Origin of the sequence: Hanamia caeni, assembly GCF_003721595.1 — a bacterium.
GTDB lineage: Bacteria > Bacteroidota > Bacteroidia > Chitinophagales > Chitinophagaceae > Ginsengibacter > Ginsengibacter caeni.
The window spans coordinates 1-19,047 of the sequence record NZ_RJJR01000016.1 but is presented as its reverse complement, the minus strand read 5'-3'; the positions used below and the strand labels follow the sequence as shown (position 1 = coordinate 19,047).

The 19,047-nt window shown below is 39.3% G+C and carries 17 protein-coding genes; 13 read left to right on the top strand and 4 right to left on the bottom strand.

Annotated features, from left to right (window positions below):
* The first annotated feature begins 79 nt into the window (after window positions 1-79).
* The 8 genes from EFY79_RS17480 (at window position 80) to EFY79_RS17445 (ending at window position 8,429) form a co-directional block, all read left to right on the top strand.
* On the top strand, window positions 80-2,014 hold the full coding sequence (locus tag EFY79_RS17480) for a glycoside hydrolase family 172 protein (protein WP_123122036.1): 1,935 nt from the start codon (window positions 80-82) through the stop codon (window positions 2,012-2,014).
* 242 nt (window positions 2,015-2,256) lie between these two features.
* Window positions 2,257-3,243 (top strand): pyruvate dehydrogenase complex E1 component subunit beta, encoded by a 987-nt coding sequence (locus EFY79_RS17475; RefSeq protein WP_317128044.1) that lies wholly within the window; start codon window positions 2,257-2,259, stop codon window positions 3,241-3,243.
* Between the two features lie 79 nt (window positions 3,244-3,322).
* Window positions 3,323-4,954, top strand: coding sequence for an L-glutamate gamma-semialdehyde dehydrogenase (pruA, locus tag EFY79_RS17470; RefSeq protein WP_123122034.1), 1,632 nt, complete (start codon window positions 3,323-3,325; stop codon window positions 4,952-4,954).
* Window positions 4,955-5,021: 67 nt separating this feature from the next.
* Window positions 5,022-5,531 carry a bifunctional pyr operon transcriptional regulator/uracil phosphoribosyltransferase PyrR gene (pyrR, locus tag EFY79_RS17465; RefSeq protein ID WP_123122033.1) on the top strand — a complete coding sequence of 170 codons (510 nt, stop codon included), beginning with the start codon at window positions 5,022-5,024 and terminating at the stop codon, window positions 5,529-5,531.
* A gap of 95 nt (window positions 5,532-5,626) precedes the next feature.
* Window positions 5,627-6,559, top strand: a complete 933-nt coding sequence (locus EFY79_RS17460; RefSeq protein WP_123122032.1) for an aspartate carbamoyltransferase catalytic subunit — start codon at window positions 5,627-5,629, stop codon at window positions 6,557-6,559.
* Between the two features lie 20 nt (window positions 6,560-6,579).
* Complete coding sequence (gene coaD / locus EFY79_RS17455) at window positions 6,580-7,083, top strand: pantetheine-phosphate adenylyltransferase (RefSeq protein ID WP_123122031.1); 504 nt, start codon at window positions 6,580-6,582, stop codon at window positions 7,081-7,083.
* A 127-nt stretch (window positions 7,084-7,210) separates the two neighbouring features.
* The gene (locus tag EFY79_RS17450) at window positions 7,211-7,579 is read left to right on the top strand and encodes a hotdog fold thioesterase (RefSeq protein ID WP_199727569.1); all 369 of its coding nucleotides are present in this window, start codon (window positions 7,211-7,213) and stop codon (window positions 7,577-7,579) included.
* Between the two features lie 139 nt (window positions 7,580-7,718).
* Window positions 7,719-8,429, top strand: a complete 711-nt coding sequence (locus tag EFY79_RS17445; RefSeq protein ID WP_123122029.1) for an HAD family hydrolase — start codon at window positions 7,719-7,721, stop codon at window positions 8,427-8,429.
* Window positions 8,430-8,449: 20 nt separating this feature from the next.
* Here EFY79_RS17445 and EFY79_RS17440 read toward each other — a convergent pair whose 3' ends face one another.
* The 4 genes from EFY79_RS17440 to EFY79_RS17425 form a co-directional block, all read right to left on the bottom strand.
* Complete coding sequence (locus tag EFY79_RS17440) at window positions 8,450-9,175, bottom strand: SDR family oxidoreductase (RefSeq protein WP_123122028.1); 726 nt, start codon at window positions 9,173-9,175, stop codon at window positions 8,450-8,452.
* Between the two features lie 19 nt (window positions 9,176-9,194).
* Window positions 9,195-9,647 (bottom strand): carboxymuconolactone decarboxylase family protein, encoded by a 453-nt coding sequence (locus EFY79_RS17435; protein WP_123122027.1) that lies wholly within the window; start codon window positions 9,645-9,647, stop codon window positions 9,195-9,197.
* Between the two features lies 1 nt (window position 9,648).
* Entirely contained in the window at window positions 9,649-9,999 is a 351-nt protein-coding gene (locus tag EFY79_RS17430) for a carboxymuconolactone decarboxylase family protein (RefSeq protein ID WP_123122026.1), read from the bottom strand.
* A gap of 509 nt (window positions 10,000-10,508) precedes the next feature.
* A complete protein-coding gene (locus tag EFY79_RS17425; RefSeq protein ID WP_123122025.1) occupies window positions 10,509-10,763 on the bottom strand; it encodes a hypothetical protein in 255 nt (84 codons plus the stop codon).
* Between the two features lie 235 nt (window positions 10,764-10,998).
* Between EFY79_RS17425 and EFY79_RS17420 the strand changes: the two genes are divergently transcribed.
* The 5 genes from EFY79_RS17420 to EFY79_RS17400 all read left to right on the top strand — a co-directional run bounded on the left by EFY79_RS17420 (window position 10,999) and on the right by EFY79_RS17400 (window position 18,957).
* Window positions 10,999-11,262: a hypothetical protein gene (locus EFY79_RS17420; RefSeq protein WP_123122024.1), complete on the top strand. Its 264-nt coding sequence runs from the start codon at window positions 10,999-11,001 to the stop codon at window positions 11,260-11,262.
* 313 nt (window positions 11,263-11,575) lie between these two features.
* Entirely contained in the window at window positions 11,576-12,355 is a 780-nt protein-coding gene (locus tag EFY79_RS17415) for a 3-keto-disaccharide hydrolase (protein WP_123122023.1), read from the top strand.
* 198 nt (window positions 12,356-12,553) lie between these two features.
* Window positions 12,554-14,098: a Gfo/Idh/MocA family protein gene (locus EFY79_RS17410; RefSeq protein WP_123122022.1), complete on the top strand. Its 1,545-nt coding sequence runs from the start codon at window positions 12,554-12,556 to the stop codon at window positions 14,096-14,098.
* 210 nt (window positions 14,099-14,308) lie between these two features.
* Window positions 14,309-17,287, top strand: a complete 2,979-nt coding sequence (locus EFY79_RS17405) for a SusC/RagA family TonB-linked outer membrane protein (RefSeq protein ID WP_123122021.1) — start codon at window positions 14,309-14,311, stop codon at window positions 17,285-17,287.
* A gap of 20 nt (window positions 17,288-17,307) precedes the next feature.
* Window positions 17,308-18,957, top strand: coding sequence for a RagB/SusD family nutrient uptake outer membrane protein (locus EFY79_RS17400; protein ID WP_123122020.1), 1,650 nt, complete (start codon window positions 17,308-17,310; stop codon window positions 18,955-18,957).
* Window positions 18,958-19,047: the final 90 nt, after the last annotated feature.

The following is a 19,047-nucleotide window of genomic DNA, read 5'->3' as shown; positions in this document are numbered from 1 at the left end:
AAGCATTCACTTTCCGATTAAGAAGATGAAATATATCTTTCCATTTAGTTAATATGTACTGTCAAAAAAATTATTACTTATGATTAAATTATTTTTTTTCATTTTTTTGGGTTCTGTCTCGTTGCCATCTTATGCGCAAAAGCAACTTGTCAACATTTCAACAGAATTGAACAGGCTATATTCTATAGACGAACTTCCGAAATATAATGGCCTTAATATAGTACGCCAGTTTTCATCGTATGATACTATTGGAGGTAATGACGATGGCTTCAGTGGAAAATATTCTTTTATTCGTAAAAATCCTGACGGATCTCTTGTTCTTTTTGAAGCGCCAGGAAATGGGGTAATCAACAGGATATGGACTCCGACGCCCAATGAGGATACCCTTGATTTTTATTTTGGTGAAAGCGCACATCCCTCTTTTTCTATCAAATTTTCAGATTTATTTTCAGGTAAAATGGCTCCTTTTACATTGCCCCTGTGCGGCAATCAACTGGGGGGTTATTACTGTTATTTTCCTATTCCTTACAGCAATGGTTGTAAAATAGTTTCACGGGGAAAGCATATACAATTTTACCAGGTTCAATACCGGAGTTTTCCGGATGATTACCAGGTAAAAAATTTCGACCCCAACTTAACTACGGCAGAAAAATCTTCCTACGAAAAATTGATTTCAAGATGGAGTCAATCTTACGATCCTTCCCTTGAAAAAAATACCAGCACAAAGGTGATTCATGCTGATAAAATGTTGTCGCCCGGGCAAACCATCACAATTGCCACAATCAATAATGGTGGCAGAATTTTAGGAATTAAGTTGCAACCCGCTGAATTATTTTCAGGGCTTCACAAACAAATTGACATCCGTATTTCCTGGGACGATGAGAAATATCCGGCAGTATATGCTCCGGTCGCTGATTTCTTTGGCTACGCATTTGGCAAATCCTCTATGCAAAGCTTGTTGCTGGGTTCAGCCAATGGTATCAATTATTGTTATTTTCCCATGCCGTTTGACAGCAAGGCGAAAATAGAGCTGATCTATCGGCCCCTGGCGGGCCAACAGAAGCCGGAGCCATTACGTATAAAAGCAGGTATCTATTATTCTCCTGAAAAAAGGAACCAGGTAACTGAGGGTAAATTTTATGCCTTTTGGAACAAAGACATCAATGCACCACTGGGGAAGCCTCATGTTTTTTTAGAAGGAAAGGGTAAAGGACAGTACGTAGCAACTATTCTTCAGGCACAGGGCCTGAGGCCCGGAATGACGCTGTTTTTTGAGGGAGATGATATTACGCACATTGATGGTAAAATGACCATGCATGGTACTGGCTCTGAAGATTATTTCAATGGAGGGTGGTATGCGCTTCTTGATCGCTGGGACAGAAAAATGAGTTTGCCCTTACACGGTTCCCTGGATTATTCATTGCCCTTTGCCCACACCGGCGGCTATCGCTTATTCCTGTCAGATAAAATGAGTTTTACAAAAAGTATTGAACACACCATGGAACATGGAGGAGAAAATAATAATTTTCCTACAGATTATACTTCAGTTGCTTTGTATTATGCCGCCGCGCCTGTTGACATATCACAGAAGCCGGTTAATGAACTTACCCAAGTGTATATTTCTGATACCATGATGATGTACCGCCAGCTAATGAAGTTCAGCTTTGACGGCACATTTGAAATGAACAGCAATGCCTTTATTGCAAAAAAAGGAGGGCACTTACAAATAGATATGGCAGAAATTCCCAAGGGTAATTATTCGCTGTATGCAGATGGCGAGACGAGTGCAAACGGTGCTGCTTTTACCGTTTGGCAGCGTCAAACCTTGGTAAGTAAGCCACTTTCGTTTTATTCGCCTGCGAAAGAAAAGAAAAGAATGTATTTATGCGATATTTCCATTGATGATTTTAAAAATACCATTACCCTGCAATTTAATCCTGATGAAAATAAAAAAATTGTAATTGAACGTCTTGTTTTAGTCCGAAAACATAGCAGTGGAAGTAGAGTAAATTAAGAAATAAGCTTAATTTTTATTTTCGCATCGGGATGTAACATCCTTTCCAGGGAAATTTGAACTGAATTATGTTAGTGCTTATCAAAATATAAAGTAAAAGATTTTCAAAGCATAGACTGTTCCCTTTAGCTTCATGGTTATTGCATGCCAAACAGTTTTGATTATTTGCCCTTTAACCAATAATTTTGCATCTAATTTTTTTAGAACGGATAATTTAAAATTCAGATAATAATAAAACAGGATTGATGAGAGAAATAGCATTCAGAGAAGCCCTGCGTGAGGCTTTGCAGGAAGAAATGAGAAGGGACGAAAGGGTGTTCCTGATGGGTGAAGAAGTTGCAGAATATAATGGCGCATATAAAGTGAGCCAGGGTATGCTGGAAGAATTTGGTGAAAAAAGAATAATAGATACACCTATTTCTGAGCTTGGTTTTACAGGCGTTGGAGTAGGCGCTGCGCAAAATGGGCTTAGGCCGGTTATAGAATTTATGACGTGGAATTTCGCAAACCTTGCGCTGGATCAAATTTTAAACACAGCTTCAAAGATGCTGGCAATGAGCGGCGGACAGGTTGGTTGCCCCATCGTTTTTCGCGGACCAAATGGAAGCGCCGGCCAATTGGGCGCACAGCACTCTACCGCGTATGAATCAATGTATGCAAACATTCCCGGACTAAAAGTGATTTCTGTAAGCAATCCGTATGACGCAAAAGGATTATTAAAAAGCGCTATCCGCGATGACGATCCTATCATTTTTATGGAAAGTGAAGTGATGTATGGAGATAAAGGCGAAGTTCCTGAAGAAGAATATTTGATTCCAATTGGGAAAGCAAAAGTGGTTCGCGAAGGCACTGACGTAACAATGGTTTCTTTCAATAAAATGATGAAGGTGGCGCTGGGTGCTGCTGACGAATTGGCCAAAGAAAATATCAGCGCTGAAGTGATTGACCTGAGAACTATTCGTCCATTAGATTGGCAAACCATTCTTGATTCAGTAAAGAAAACCAATCGTCTTGTGGTTGTCGAAGAGCAATGGCCTTTCGCTTCTATTTCTTCTGAAATCGCGTATCGCGTTCAAAAGGAAGGTTTTGATTACCTTGATGCGCCAGTTCGCAGAATTACTGCTCTTGACGCGCCGATGCATTACGCGCCGAACCTGGTGGCTGCCTATTTGCCTGACATACCGAGAACCGTAAGTCTCATCAAGGAAGTAATGTATTTAAAAAAATAAGGTAAGAGCCGGATACTATCCGGCCTTTTAATTTATTAACTATCCTTTCATTTTTTTGAGGGATAAAAAATGAATTACCATGAAGATTGGAAATTTTTCATACCCACTGCCGGCCAATGAGCCGGTTTTGTCTTATGCCCCCGGAACAAAAGAAAGGGATGATTTAAAAAAGGCTTTAAAATCGCTGAAAGGTAAAAAGATTGATGTGCCGATGTATATTGGCAGCGAAGAGATTCGCACTGATGATAAAATTGAAATTCGTCCGCCACATGAAAAAAAGTTTGTGTTGGGAACCTATAACCAGGGAACTGCGGCGGATGTAAAAAAAGCAATTAATGCAGCGCTTAAAGCCAAAGAAAAATGGGCTGCATTAAGCTGGGGAAACCGGGCTAATATTTTTTTGAAGGCTGCGGATTTAATCGCGACAAAATACCGCGCTGAAATGTGCGCCACAACAATGCTTGGGCAAAGCAAAAATGCTTTCCAGGCAGAAATTGACGCGGCGTGTGAACTAATCGATTTTTTAAGATTCAATGTTCATTTCTTAAATGAAATTTACAGCCAGCAACCGGTAAGCAGCGCGGGTATTCACAACCGCATGGAATATCGCCCGCTGGAAGGTTTTGTGCTTGCCGTAACTCCTTTTAATTTCACCGCCATTGGAGGAAACCTGCCCACTTCCGCAGCGATGTGTGGCAATGTGGTTGTGTGGAAATGTGCGAACACACAGGTTTTCAGCGCTCAAATGTTTATGCGGATTTTAAAAGAAGCTGGCTTGCCGGATGGCGTTGTCAACCTGATTTTTGTTGATGGGCCTGTTTTAGGCGATGTTTGTTTTAATCATCCTGATTTCGCCGGTATTCATTTCACAGGAAGCACAGGCGTTTTCAATACCATGTGGAAACATATAGGAGAGAATACAAAAATCTATAAATCTTATCCAAGAATAGTTGGAGAAACAGGAGGCAAAGATTTTGTAGTAGCTCATAAGAGCGCGGATGTGGATGTATTGGTGACTGCGCTTTGCCGTGGTGCTTTTGAATACCAGGGACAAAAATGTTCTGCCGCTTCAAGAGCGTATATTCCTTCCAATATTGCCGCAGAAGTAAAGAAAAAGCTGGTTGCTGAAATCAAAACCATGAAGATGGGAACTGTAGAGGATTTCAGCAATTTTATTAACGCGGTAATTGATGAGAAAAGTTTTGATAAAATTGAAGAATACATCAAACAGGTAAAGAGAGATAAAGAGGCAAAAATAATTGTTGGCGGAAAATGTGATAAAAGCAACGGCTATTTTATCGAGCCTACTGTAATTGAAGTTACAAATCCTAAGTATGTAACCATGTGTAATGAAATTTTTGGCCCGGTGCTCACCATTTATATTTATGATGAAAATAAATTTGAAGAAACCTTGAAATTGGTAGATACCACTTCACCGTATGCGTTGACAGGCTCTATTATTGCCCAGGACAGAAACGCGGTAGAATTAGCAACACAAAAACTCAAAAATAGTGCGGGCAATTTTTACATAAATGACAAGCCAACCGGAGCGGTAGTGGGCCAGCAGCCATTTGGCGGTGCGAGAGGAAGCGGAACAAACGATAAAGCCGGAAGCATTATTAATTTGTACCGTTGGCTGAGTGCAAGAACAATTAAAGAAACTTTTATTCCTGCTACCGATTATCGGTACGCTTTTTTGAAGGAAAAGTGAGAGAGCTAAAAGCTAATGGCTAAAAGCTAAACGCAAGAATTCACGATTGACCATTGACCATTCACGTATGAACACGATTCTAAATAAATATCAACTACAAATAACCATTGAGCGGCTTGCATGCCAGGTGATAGAAAATTATGTGGATTTGTCGTCCGTGGTTTTAATTGGTTTACAGCCACGTGGTATTTTTTTGGCAGATAAAATTTATGAACATCTGAAAAAAATAAATCCTGGTTATGAAATAAGTTACGGTAAACTGGATATTACTTTTTTCCGCGACGATATCCGTAAACAATTATTTGAGCCCAATCAAACAGATATCTCTTTTTCTTTGGAAGATAAAAATGTAATCCTCATTGATGATGTATTGTTCACAGGCAGAACTATCCGCGCGGCTTTGGATGCCATTCTTTCTTATGGCCGCCCAAAGAAAGTAGAACTTTGTGTGTTGGTGAATCGCCGCTACAGCCGCCAACTTCCCATCCAGCCTGATTATTGCGGCAAATCAATTGATTCCATCATCTCCCAAAAAGTAAAAGTGGAATGGGATAAAGAGGAAGTGAATTTGTATTGAGTTAATCTCCCCAAATTTTTTTACAGTAAAACAACTTTTATCTCGTCTTTATCTTTTTTGCCGCATTACTATTTTTAATTTAGCTTTGACATTTAATGCAACTATCCACCAAACATCTCCTGGGCATTAAAGATTTACAGCTCCGCGATATTGAATTAATTTTATCTACCGCCACTCAGTTTAAAGAAGTATTACAAAGGCCCATTAAGAAAGTTCCTTCTCTCAGGGATACGACAATCGTAAATTTATTTTATGAAAATTCTACGAGAACAAGAATTTCTTTTGAGCTTGCAGAAAAAAGATTAAGCGCCGATACGCTCAATTTTTCTGCATCAGGTTCTTCAGTTTCCAAAGGCGAAACTTTACTGGACACCGTTAATAATATTCTTTCCATGAAAGTGGATATGGTGGTGATGCGCCACAGTGCTACCGGCGCCCCACATTTTCTCGCCAAACATATTCCTGTAGCGATAGTAAATGCCGGCGACGGCATTAATGAACATCCTACGCAGGCTTTGCTTGATGCATTTTCTATTAAGGAAAAACTTGGACAGTTAGAAGGGAAGAAAATAGTTTTGATAGGCGATATCATGCATTCACGCGTGGCCCTAAGCAATATTTATTTATTAAAAAAAGCAGGAGCTGAAGTGATGGTAGCCGGGCCGCCAACATTAATTCCAAAATATATAAGCAAAGCATTTGACATTCGCGTAGAATATAATTTGCAAAAAGCCTTGCAATGGTGCGATGTGGCGAATGTATTGCGCATCCAACTTGAAAGGCAAAACCAGGTGTTGTTTTCATCCCTGCGCGAATACAATCTTGCTTATGGGGTCAGCAAAAAATTATTGGATAGTTTAAACAAAGAAATTGTAATCCTTCATCCTGGCCCTATAAACCGCGGCGTGGAAATTGACAGTGATGTGGCAGATTCCAAACAATCAATTATTTTGCAGCAGGTGGAAAATGGCGTGGCTGTAAGAATGGCTGTGTTATATTTGGTGAGCAATAAGCAGTCCTTTAATTAAGAACTTTCAAGAATATTTGTATGAAGCGAATATGTTTATTCCCCGGAACTTTTGACCCTGTTACTCTTGGGCATACTGATATTATTGAGAGAGCGCTTCCTCTTTTTGATAAATTATATATCGGCCTTGGGCGCAATGTAAATAAGGTTCCCATGTTTTCTGAACAGCAAAGACTTGAATGGCTTCGCGAAATTTATAAGGATGAGCCAAAAATCGGGGTGCTTGCATACGATGGCCTTACTGTAGCCTGTTGTAAAGATGTGGGCGCGGATTTTATTTTGAGGGGCATCCGCTATGTGAATGATTTTGAATACGAGAAGGCTATCGCCGATATGAACAGGAGCCTCAAGGATAATGTGGAGACTATTTTCCTGACAACGCTTCCAAAGTATACGTCCATCGCCAGCACGTTAATTCGGGATGTTCTTCGCAATAATGGCGATGTTTCCGAATTTCTTCCGGATGTAGTGAAAAAGTCGATTTTCGGAAAAACAAAAAAGCGATTGGCACATCGCGTATCATAAGTTCTACCAGTTACCAATAACCAATAACCAATAAACCAATCAACCAATCAACCAATCAACCTCCATGTCTATTTGGTTTCACAAAAATATAACGCCGCAGCATTTGTCAGGCATAATGAAAAACACGATGCCAGAGTTTCTAGAATTTAAATGGGAAGAAGTGGGTGATGATTTTTTAAAATTGTCTATGCCGGTAATTGACAAAACGCGCCAGCCGTACGGATTTTTGCATGGCGGCGCTTCCTGTGTGCTTGCAGAAACTATTGGCAGCGTTGCTTCTGCTTTGGTAATTGATCGTGAAAAATTTTATTGTGTTGGCCTTGAAATAAATGCCAATCATCTGCGAAGCGTAAGCGAGGGAAGGGTAGTAGCGGTTTCCAGCCCTTTGCACCTCGGCAAATCAACACATGTTTGGGATATTAAAATCTACGATGATAACGAAAACCTTATTTGCATAAGCAGGCTTACTGTTGCTATTCTTCAAATCAAAAAATAAAATTTAGTTATTTGTTCTTTTACTCCCATTCAATTGTATTATGCTGGTGCTGGCCTACACAATTGCCTTATAGAATTTTCGTTAATTCCTGTTAACTTATATTTGCCACCGTTTTTGTTTTTTTAAAATTTAAGCAGTAATGAATTTACAACGGATTTCACCAAAAAAATTTTCCTGTAAAGCCGTAATTTTTGACATGGATGGAACGCTGATCGAAAGTACGAATGCGGATTTTTTGGCGTGGCAAAAAGTATTTCTGGATTATGGAAGAAACCTGACTTTTAATGATTACAGCCCTTTGCTGGGGAAAAGAAGTGTAGCGGTAGTAAAAGATCTTTTGAAAATAACAACAGAGGAAGACCAGGCAAATGCTCTTTCTAACAAATCGAAATATTTCTTTGAGATAATCACGGAACAAGGTTTGAAGACAATTCCTTTCGCAACAGAATTTCTAAAGCATCTTAAGACATTAAATATTCCTGTTGCGCTGGCCACCAGCTCGCGCCGCGAAAAAACAAAAGGTGTTTTACAAAAAGTGGGAATGCTTTCTTATTTTGATGTATTAGTAACTGCGGAGGATGTTATAAACGGCAAGCCTTTTCCTGATGTATTTTTAAAAGCCGCTTCCTTGCTGAAAATTCCTGTTGAACATTGTCTCGTGTTTGAAGACGCTGCGAGCGGTATTACCGCTGCAAAAGGTGCGGGAATGAAATGTGTAGCCATATCATCAAATGGTGATTCTCAATTGCTGGAAAAAGCAGATATGGTAATAGAAAACTTTGGGAATTTGAATTTTGAAGTCCTCTGCAATAAACTCAACAAATCGAATTTGTCGCCGGTTTTACCATAAACTAATTTTGTTATTATTTTTTATTTCTCTCCTGTTGGAGGCGGGTTAGGTATTAATGGCCGTAACGTGATTTCGTCAACCAGCAGGTTATCGGGAGTTTCCAGGACATGCAAAATCAATGCTGCTATATCATCGGGCTGCATCATATTTTTGTGTGATTCAATTCCGGATTGCTCAAAAAAGCGCGTATCAATGCTGCCGGGGTTTACACAGGTAACTTTTATTTTGTAAGACCTGAGTTCTTTAAAGAGCGCTTCACTAAAACCTTGCATCGCAAACTTGGTGGCTGAATAGGCCGCGCTTTCGGCCCTGGCTGTTTTTCCCAAAATAGATCCAATGTTAATGATATGACAGGTTTCACCATTAGTTTTCATCAAAGGAATCAACCATGATGTAATATTAAAAACGCCGTTTAAATTGGTGTTCATCATTTCATCCCAGCGTTCTGCAGGCAATGAATCCAATTGTGCAAAATAACCGGCGCCCGCATTGTTTATAAGGATATCCGGAAGATGTGATTCTGAAAATGTTTGTTGAATCCACGTATTAAGTTTTTCCCTGTAGGCAATGTCCATTGTAACGGCGAAAAAATTATCACCCAATTCTTTTTTAACCTCACTCAATTTTTTTTCATTGCGCGAAATGCCATACACGATGGCTCCTTTTGCAACGAGAACTTTTGCAAGCGAAGCACCTAAGCCGCTGCTGGCGCCGGTTATCACGGCTATCTTTCCATTCACATTCATTTTAAAGATATTCCGTGTGTTATTTAGGGTTATAGCTGCCGGGTACAGTTCTGAAGCTAATTGCCAGGCGGTTCCAACCGTTGATGGCCACTATCGCAATGCTTAACGCTACAATTTCGCTTTCACTAAATTGTTTACGAACATTTTCGTACAACGCATCAGGTACATCTGTATCTGATATCAGGGTTAGGGCTTCTGTCCATTCCAATGCGGCCCGTTCTCTTTCGCTGTAAAACGGAGTTTCGTGCCACGCGCTAAGAGCGTAAAGCCGCTGTTCAGTTTCGCCGGCTTTTCGCGCATCTTTGGTATGCATGTCAAGGCAAAAAGCACAGCCATTTATTTGAGAAGCTCTTGTCTTCACGAGCTCATACAAGGATTTTTCAAGTCCTGATGAAGCAACATATTCTTCAAGGCCACGCATTGCTTTGATAGCGGCCGGGGCTACTTTGCCATAATTAATTCTCGGTTCCATTTCATTTATGATTTAAATTTTCGTGTTGTTCCATTTCATCCATCGCGATAGTTGCATGCGCATACGCTGCGCCCGCCCGCATTTCAGCGGCTACCCAAATTGCTTCCATGATTTCTTCTTTTGTTGCTCCTTTGCGCATAGCCGTTTTTGTGTGAGAACGGATACAGTAAGGGCATTGTGTTACATGGGCAACTGCAACTGCGATGAGCTGCTTGGTTTTTTCGGGGAGCGCTCCGGCTTCAAAAACTGTTCTGCTGAAATTTCTCCAGGCTTCAATATTTTTGGGCGCAAGCGCCGCTTTTTTTTCAGCAGATTCTCTTGTTGCCTCGGGAAATAAAGTCTTGTGTTCCATGATTTTTTTTCTTTTAATAATTCAATGTTATTACTATTTAATTGATTCGCATTTCTAAAACGCGATTCTTTTTTGTGATCGCTGAAGCCCAAATCAATTCGCGCGATTTGTACGAAAACCAGGCTACAAGCGATTCTAAATGAATCCTTATTAAGTTGAAGGCTGTGTAAAAATGTAACATTATTTTCTGACCTTATCTTGACAGGGTTATTTTTATAATACCTAATGCGTTTAGATACGCTCAAAAGAGGTCATAGCAAGTTAATTCGTTTTGATGGTAAAGAAGGAAGAATCTCAAAAAATTTCGTTATTCGAAAATCATAAATTCACTAATTCCCGAATGTAAGGCATTACGGAGGCCACATTAAAGAAAATAAAATCATCAACTCCATTTCTAACCAAAAAATATAACAAAAAGATCAATCATTTCAATTAAAATACTTAAAATGAAATTTCATGTAGGCATAGCCGTTATGTGCCTGCATTACCTGAACTGTCGGACTCAATGTTCAATATTGGTTGTATTTGTCGTGCCCGAGCTGTTTTACCAATTTATTATAAATCCCGAATAGTAAAAAAGGCGCTGCCCATTGACCAAAGAAAAGACTCTTATGTTTTTTGCCTGCAATGTGCAGCGACATGGAGACTGCCATGGCGCCAATAGCCGCCCACAGAAACACATCAGAAGGAAGTTTGGCAGTTTCGGTTTCAATTTTGGTAGCAAGCCTTCCCTCGCGGTGGCCTTCGTTAGTTACTCTTTCCATTTTTATATAATTAGTTTTTCAATTCCGCTCAAAATTCATGCCCGTTCAGTATGATTATTACGATTTTCATTAATGATGAAAAAAGCGATTCATCATCGCGAAATTTTCTTCAGGCAATAGTAAATAGCAATAATAATTAGAAAAAGTTTTCAAGATTTGTAGCCGATGATTTATTAAAAGAGTTTACTTTGCAATTATTGGCAAAAGTTTTGAACGCCAAAGAAAAACCTTCGTTATGAAAATTTTAAAGCATTTTGTTGTTATTCTTTCCATCGCATTTATTTTTACGGCCTGCCGTTCTACTCCGAACCACCTTCATGAGCCGGTAAATTCGACCGAATCTGGTTCTTCAGCGGCCTCCGGCGATGGGGCGGCTTCTGACACCGCAAGTCCTGTACAACCTAATGGTATAGATACTTCGGGCGAGCAAACAGGCAGAATGACCAACACCAAAGCCACCCAGGGATTGCCAAAGGCTGCCGCAGATTCATCTAAATAAATTTTAGCTTGCAAACCCTGCTCATTGAAAAATGAAGTAGGATTATAGTGATGGTTTTCCAGTAAACGAACAATTAGCGTGAATCTTTATTTTTCTTAAAGAAAATGAACTCTCATGTTCTTCAATGAAATTTTTCAATTAGAAAATTTTTTCCAATACTTTAGCTGAAATTTTTTTCGGGCGAACATCTTTAATTTTGATTTTACCTATTTTTGAGATTTGTCCCGTTAAATTTTGATTAGAAAATATTTTCTAATCTGATTATGTTTGGTGCTAACTGTAGTATGTTATTTTTTGACTAAAAATTTAAATCATGTTGGGGAAACAAATCACTTTCATTAAACTTTTCTGCTGTGTAAGCCTTATTGTTTTTTTTAAACCGGCTTCGGCCCAATCAAATAACATGCTTACAGAACAGGAAAAACAAGACGGCTGGCAACTTCTTTTCAATGGCAAGGATCTTACGGGCTGGCATTCTTATCTTGAAAAGAAGCCGGGCAAAGCATGGCAGGTCCATGACGGGATGATAGCGCTGAATAAAAATTCCAAAAGTGTGTATGAAGATTTCGCTGATTTGGTCACTGACAGCGAATACGAAAATTTCGACCTTAAGCTGGAATGGAAAATGGAACCTTGTGCGAACAGTGGCGTTATGTTTTATGTAAACGAATCGCCGAAGTATAAAGACACTTATGAAACCGGCCCTGAAATGCAGATTACCGATTTGTCCTGTCTTTATACCACCGACCACAAAACTATAAGCGATAGCAGAATTCACATGCACCGTGCAGGCGCTATGTACGACATTGCTGCTGCTGATACAGAATGGGTAAAACCCGCTCCCGAATGGAACCAATACGAAATTATTGCAAACGATGGCCATGTTGAATTTTTTCAAAATGGCCATAAGGTGGTTGACGTGGCAATGTGGGATTACAATTGGCGGAAAATAATAGCACGCACCAAATTTCACCAATGGCCGGATTTTGGAACATTTCGAAAAGGGCATATTTCAATTCAGGGAACCGAAGATGGTAAATTATGGTTTCGGAATATAAAAATAAAGACATTCAGATTCGGACCTTCCAGTTAAAAATAATATATGAGCACTGTGCGGTGAAAGGTCAATAATTTCATTATTTTAAAATATTCTATTAAAAGTGTTTTGTAGATTTTGATCGCATCAACTTAAAAATTGAAACGCGCAATATTAAATACGTGGCTTTTTGAAAGTGGTTAAAAGTGTTTTTTTAAAGATTTCAGACATATTCATTAAAAAATATATGATTATATGAAAAAAACAATCGGCAGGCGTAAGTTTATAAAAGATTCGGCTTTCACTGCCGCAGCATTTTCTATTGTGCCGGCTCATGTGTTAGGCGGCCGTAAACATGTTGCTCCCAGCGATAAGTTATATATTGCTTGCGTGGGGTGTGGTGGCGAGGCAGAAAATGATATTCAACATTTTGCGTATGCTCCCAAAAAAAATGCAGTGATTGCTTTCTTGTGCGATGTGGATGACCGCATGTCTGACCCGCGCAGAAAAGAATTTCCCAAGGCTGGCTTTTATCATGACTGGAGAGAGATGTTTGAAAAAGAGCATAAGAATTTTGATGCAGTTACCGTCGCCATTCCCGATCATAATCACGCTATTGTGGGCCTTAACGCGATGAAGCTGAATAAGCATTTATACCTCCAAAAACCGCTTACACACGACATTTATGAAGCGCGCATATTAACTGAAGCCGCTAAAAAATATAAAGTAGTAACCCAAATGGGCGACCAGGGCGCTTCTTTCGATGGCGTCAGAACTTTAAAAGAATGGTTTGATGCCGGTTTAATTGGCGATATAGAAAAGGTATACAACTGGACCAACAGGCCTGTTTGGCCACAGGGCATTCCATGGCCAACAGACAGGCCACCGGTTCCCAAAGAATTAAATTGGGATCTTTGGTTAGGAACAGCTCCGCAGACGGATTACATCGGTAACCTGGTTCCATTTAACTGGCGCGGATGGTGGCGGTTTGGAACAGGCGCATTAGGAGATATGGCTTGTCATATCATAGGCCCTTCATTTAAATTATTAGGCCTTGGCTATCCAACGGAAGTTACGTGTGATGCTACTACTATTTATACAGGCATTTTCAAAGAAGCCGATGATCCGTTAAGCATTCCACCATCAACTAAGCTCCGCTACACATTTAAAAGAGATAATGGGAAAGAATTGAAGCTTTATTGGATGGACGGCGGCATGTTACCTGAGCGGCCCGATGAATTGGATGAAGATGTCAATTTGAATGAGGCGCTGGCTGGCGTTCCGGGCTTAGGGGATTACGAAGGCGGAACTTTATTTATAGGAAATAAGGGGAAAATTTCATGCGGTTGGGGCGGCCGCAATCCGCGATTATTACCGCTATCGCTAAACAATGCCATTGATGTTGAAAAAAAATATCCCCGCGTAAAAGGAGAAGCCAATGGCCACTGGTGGCAATGGGTAGATGCTGCAATCGCCGGATATAATAATGATTATGAAGGAAATGGCGCGCTGCCAATGCCGGGAAAAGAAAAAGCCTATGTAGATTCTCCAATTGAAGATTATGCAGGGCCATTAACAGAAACTGTATTGATGGGCAATCTTTTATTACGGAGTTTTGGCCTTCGGGTAAAAACAAAAAGGAAAGATCCTGTGTATGGGGAAGTAGAAGATATTACAACGCCCGGCCGGTATATTTCTTACAAATGGGATGGCGCAAATATGCGTATTACCAATTTTGAGCCTGCAAATCAGTATGTAAAAAGAGAGTACAGAAATGGCTGGGGAGAATTGAAGTTGTGATTATTTGTTTGTTTACTGTCATTTTTAATTTTGATATCAGGGTAGATAAGATTGGCTTAATCGGTTGATAATCAAATACAAGCTTTTTAATCTACACCCGTTTGTTAGTAAGATATGAATATTTTTTTAACTTTTTTTAGTATTTATTTGTCAAAGTGTGTAAATTACACTTTGATTATTAGTTAACGCACAAATTTTAATTACTTGATTATGGGAAAAAAACTTCTCTTCAGCGGGCTGTTTCTGTTCTGCTGTATTTTTCAATCAATGGCGCAACAAAGAACTATAACCGGAAAGGTTACCTCTTCGGACGGCACTCCTCTGGTAGGCGTTTCAGTATTGGTTGCTGGGCAAAAAACTGGTGTTACTACGGAATCTGACGGAACCTTTACTATTAATGTTCCTCAAGATGCAAAAGCCTTGCAAATTAGTTACGTTGGTTTTGAACCTAAAACTGTTGATATTTCATCGGCCACAAACGTAAACGTTGAATTGGTTAATTCTGCGGCAAGTCTCACAGATGTGGTGGTGGTAGGTTATGGAACTTCGAGGAGGCGCGACTTAACCGGAGCCATTACTTCAATTAAAGCAAATGATTTTAACCAGGGTGCTATCGCGGCTCCGGACCAACTCCTTCAGGGTAAAGTTTCAGGCCTGGAAATTACTACTAACAATGGTCAGCCAGGGGCTGCGGCAACGATAAAAATAAGAGGGAATAATTCTATAAGATCGGGTGGTAATCCATTATATGTAATTGATGGAGTTCCATTGGATGGAAGAACGGCAAAGCCGGGCTTAAATTTTGGTGGATCAGGCCTTGATTTCGGTACTACGCCGGAATCAAATCCTTTACTTTATGTTAACCCAAATGATATAGCGCAGATTGATGTATTAAAGGATGCTTCTTCCACTGCAATTTATGGTTCAAGAGGAGCAAATGGTGTTATTATTATTACAACTAAGAGAGGAACATCCGGTAAAACAAAAGTAGAATTCGGGACAAAATTTGGAGTTAACGCCGGATATATGCATAAATATAAAGTGTTATCTACAAGCCAGTTTAAAACCGCGCTCCATACTTATAGCCTGGATACATTATCGAACTCTCTTGATCATGGCGGATCAGTAGATGCTTTAAAGGCCATTACACAGAATTCATTATCGCAGGCCTATAATCTGGCATTTAGCGGTGGAAACGAAAGAGGAAAGTTTCGTGTATCATTTCTTGGATCTCAGGATTTTGGGTTTATTAAGAAAACATCCTTAGATAAATATCTTGGAAATTTTACCGGTGAGTACAAATTTTTAGACAACCGTTTGTCAATTAATTTTGATGTAATTGCAGGGCATACTACAGAGAATATGGGGCTTATAAGTAATACAGCAGGAGCAGGCGGGAATTTAATGGCTTGGGCGCTTAACTGGAACCCTACAGCAGCATTTACTACTAGCAATGGGCTTTTCAGCAATGCAGTAAATTCTGTACCTAATCCGTTGGCCGTTATTGAGGGTTATAACGATGTGTCTAATGTAAACGTATTTTTGGGCAATATTTCTGCTACACTTAAAATCGCAAAAGGTCTTGACTACAAATTTTTATATGCGATTAATCATGGTACAGGGAAAAGAAATACAAATATAGATGGTTGGATTGACGGAATCAATAGTGTTTCAGGAATTGGTGATGCAGCCATTTCAGATGCCTTTTTGACTTCTGAAACTTTTACTCATACGTTAACTTACAATACTGATCTTACTCAAACTCTTTCCATGGAAGCCTTGGCAGGGTACGAATATTGGAAGACGAATTATGGAAATTCATCTGTTTTCGCCTCTCAATTTAATACTAATCTTGATCAGCAAAACAGGATATCGGTTCTTTATACAAGTTTTTTCCAGAACGCAAAAACCCAAAATCCGTTAGTCACTTTTGTTGATCCTACTACTGAAATCCAATCATACTTTGGCCGGGTGAATTTTAATTTATCAAGTAAGTATTATTTAACTGCCACTATCAGAGGTGATGGCTCCAGCAAGTTTGGAAAAAATAACAAATATGGGTACTTCCCTTCTGTAGGCGCTAAGTGGACGATAAGTAATGAAGATTTTTTGTCTTCAAGTCCGGTAATATCAAATTTAGGTTTGCGGGCATCATGGGGAATTACCGGAAACCAGGAGTTTCCGGCAGGCTCGTCTCAGGAACAATTTAATTCCGGGTCTTATAACAGTATAGGTCAAAGCAATGTTGCCAATCCGGATTTGAAATGGGAAAAAACTGCTCAAATAAATGTTGGATTAGATTTCGCATTTCTGAAGAACAGGGTTTATGGTTCTGTTGATTATTATCATAAAAATACAACTGACATACTTTTCCAAAGCACAGCAATTCAGCCAGCGCCTGCCTCTATTTTCTTTATCAATTTACCAGCTCATTTGATCAACTCAGGTGTGGAATTTTCAATAGGTGCTACAGTAGTTTCCAATACCAATTTTTCATGGGACGCGCAAATTAATATGGCGCATAATAAAAACTTGCTGACTGACTTTAAACAGGCGAACATAGCAACCGCCCAGGTAAGTGGCCAGGGGGTTTCGGGTACATTGGCTCAGATCATTGGAAATGATCATCCGGTTAATGTGTTTTATCTAAAAAAATTCGGTGGATTTGATCAAAATGGGCAGCAAATAATAGCAGAGCAGCCTACTTTTATGGGAGACCCTAATCCTCATTTGTTATATGGATTTTCGACTACTTTAAGGTATCGTAAATTGTCCTTAGCGTTAAATGCAAGTGGTGCATCTGGCTTTTATATTTATAATAATACTTTCAATAGTGTAACTAATATAAGTAATCTTCAAAATGGTAAAAATGTAGATGCATCTATTATTGGGTCAAAGGAAAATATTAATGCCAGTGTTGCAGTATCAAGCAGATATCTTGAAAAAGGTGATTATCTTAAGTTAAGAAACGTTACGCTTACCTACGCTTTTGGCGATGTGGGTAAATTCGTTAAAAATTTGAATGTATTTGTTAGCGGGTCTAATCTTTTTGTTATAACAAAATTTACAGGATTTGATCCGGAGGTGGACGTTGACAAAAATCAAAATGGGTATCCCTCAAGAAATATTGAATACATACCTTATCCTACACCGCGCGTGATAAATTTTGGTTTTAATATGTCATTATAAAAATTAAAAATTATAAAATTATGAATTTATATAAATTAGTAAAGTTTACCCTTTCTTTAAGTATCGCAGTTGTTATAGGATTGGGGTGTACCAAACTTAATCAGAATCTAAACAGTACCTTGACAAATGAACAGGCAACCAATGCATTAGGTGCTAATGGAACTCAATTGTTGTTGCAAACTGCTTATAATGATGTGGGAGGCCCATTCTCTGACCCTGGAAGGATTTCGGCCCTTGAAGAGGTGACTGCTGATGAAAGTGTGGTGCCCACACGTGCGGGAGACTGGGATGACAATGGCAAATGGCGGGCGTTAAAATTACAGACTTTTGGACCCGAAGGTGTAGATGTCATCATAAACGCGTTTAACGATTTAAACAAATTAAATTTTGATGCTACAAACGTTTTAGCTTTTTCTCCTACTAAGGGACAAGCTGCTGAAGCCAGGTTTCTTAGAGCTTTTTCTCTATACAAACTCTTAGATCTTTTTGGCCAGTTCCCTTTTAGAAATCCGGGAGACAATTTATTAAACGCTCCTAAGGTATATTCGGGGGATAGTGCGGTTAATTTTATTATAAGTGAATTAACGGCAATCATTCCTGATCTTCCGCCAACGAATGGGATGGATAAAGCTAATATCGACGCGGCCAATACGTTATTAATGAAATTATATTTGAACCGCGGCGCATTTGTTAACAGAGAAGCCCCAACTTTTGATGATGCAGATATGCAGAAGGTCATCACTCTCGGTAATGCAATTATAAATAGTGGGAAATATTCATATAGCGCTAATTATTTTGATAATTTTAGTCCAACTAATTCCAATTCGAAAGAAATAATATTTGCTTCCCCTAATACGTCTGGCGTTTCTACTAATAATACAGGAATACATAATATGTGGTGGGCTACTTTGCATTATAACTCTTATAAGCCATTAGCCCCACAAAGTGGCTGGAACGGATTCTCAACTACTGCTGATTTTTATAATTCTTTTGGGATAAATGGTACACCAACTGAAACGCCTACAGATACGTTGTTAGACCAAAGAATCGGTGGAAGACATTATAAGGGAGTTACAGATGTTTCCGGATTAAGGACAGGCCTATTAATTGGGCAGCAATATTATGCAGATGGCTCTAAGGTAAAAGACAGGAAAGGTAATTTATTAATTTTCAATACCAATTTTTCCCCGGATTTGAAAGAAACTGGCCCTCTTTTGGAAGATGTAGGTATTCGTGTTTTAAAATATTTGCCTGACTTTTCAGGCAATGGAAAAAACTATGGCGGTGGCACTTCCGGAAACTGGTGTGTGCTATACAGGTATTCGGATGTTGTTCTAATGGTTGCAGAAGCAAAGATGCGTGCTTCCGCTCCGGATAATGCAGGAGCTTTGGCACTGGTAAACGATTTAAGATCGGCCAGAAAAGCTGCGCCTATGACTAGCATGGTATTAGTTAATCCAAATAATTTGAATGATCCAAATACTTTATTAGCAGAAAGAGGCAGAGAATTGTATTGGGAATTAATGCGGAGAACGGATTTAATTCGCTTTGGAATGTTTATGAAAGCGTGGTATCTAAAACCGGCTTCTGACGCTACACACCTTGTATTTCCTATACCTGCTACTGCGTTAGCTGCAAACCCTAACTTAAAACAAAACCCGGGGTATTGAGTGTCACGAATAAATAATGAATACAAATTAGTTCTTTGATTTTATTATTTAATGCTATGTAGATGATGATGGTCGGCCCATCGGTAACGG

What these genes read in the sequence shown, in the direction of transcription:
- EFY79_RS17480 (WP_123122036.1), top strand. Translation starts at nt 80, where the DNA reads ATGATTAAATTATTTTTTTTCATTTTTTTGGGTTCTGTCTCGTTGCCA.
- pruA (WP_123122034.1), top strand. Translation starts at nt 3,323, where the DNA reads ATGAAGATTGGAAATTTTTCATACCCACTGCCGGCCAATGAGCCGGTT.
- pyrR (WP_123122033.1), top strand. Translation starts at nt 5,022, where the DNA reads ATGAACACGATTCTAAATAAATATCAACTACAAATAACCATTGAGCGG.
- EFY79_RS17460 (WP_123122032.1), top strand. Translation starts at nt 5,627, where the DNA reads ATGCAACTATCCACCAAACATCTCCTGGGCATTAAAGATTTACAGCTC.
- coaD (WP_123122031.1), top strand. Translation starts at nt 6,580, where the DNA reads ATGAAGCGAATATGTTTATTCCCCGGAACTTTTGACCCTGTTACTCTT.
- EFY79_RS17450 (WP_199727569.1), top strand. Translation starts at nt 7,211, where the DNA reads ATGCCAGAGTTTCTAGAATTTAAATGGGAAGAAGTGGGTGATGATTTT.
- EFY79_RS17445 (WP_123122029.1), top strand. Translation starts at nt 7,719, where the DNA reads ATGAATTTACAACGGATTTCACCAAAAAAATTTTCCTGTAAAGCCGTA.
- EFY79_RS17440 (WP_123122028.1), bottom strand. Translation starts at nt 9,175, where the DNA reads ATGAATGTGAATGGAAAGATAGCCGTGATAACCGGCGCCAGCAGCGGC.
- EFY79_RS17435 (WP_123122027.1), bottom strand. Translation starts at nt 9,647, where the DNA reads ATGGAACCGAGAATTAATTATGGCAAAGTAGCCCCGGCCGCTATCAAA.
- EFY79_RS17430 (WP_123122026.1), bottom strand. Translation starts at nt 9,999, where the DNA reads ATGGAACACAAGACTTTATTTCCCGAGGCAACAAGAGAATCTGCTGAA.
- EFY79_RS17425 (WP_123122025.1), bottom strand. Translation starts at nt 10,763, where the DNA reads ATGGAAAGAGTAACTAACGAAGGCCACCGCGAGGGAAGGCTTGCTACC.
- EFY79_RS17420 (WP_123122024.1), top strand. Translation starts at nt 10,999, where the DNA reads ATGAAAATTTTAAAGCATTTTGTTGTTATTCTTTCCATCGCATTTATT.
- EFY79_RS17415 (WP_123122023.1), top strand. Translation starts at nt 11,576, where the DNA reads ATGTTGGGGAAACAAATCACTTTCATTAAACTTTTCTGCTGTGTAAGC.
- EFY79_RS17410 (WP_123122022.1), top strand. Translation starts at nt 12,554, where the DNA reads ATGAAAAAAACAATCGGCAGGCGTAAGTTTATAAAAGATTCGGCTTTC.
- EFY79_RS17405 (WP_123122021.1), top strand. Translation starts at nt 14,309, where the DNA reads ATGGGAAAAAAACTTCTCTTCAGCGGGCTGTTTCTGTTCTGCTGTATT.
- EFY79_RS17400 (WP_123122020.1), top strand. Translation starts at nt 17,308, where the DNA reads ATGAATTTATATAAATTAGTAAAGTTTACCCTTTCTTTAAGTATCGCA.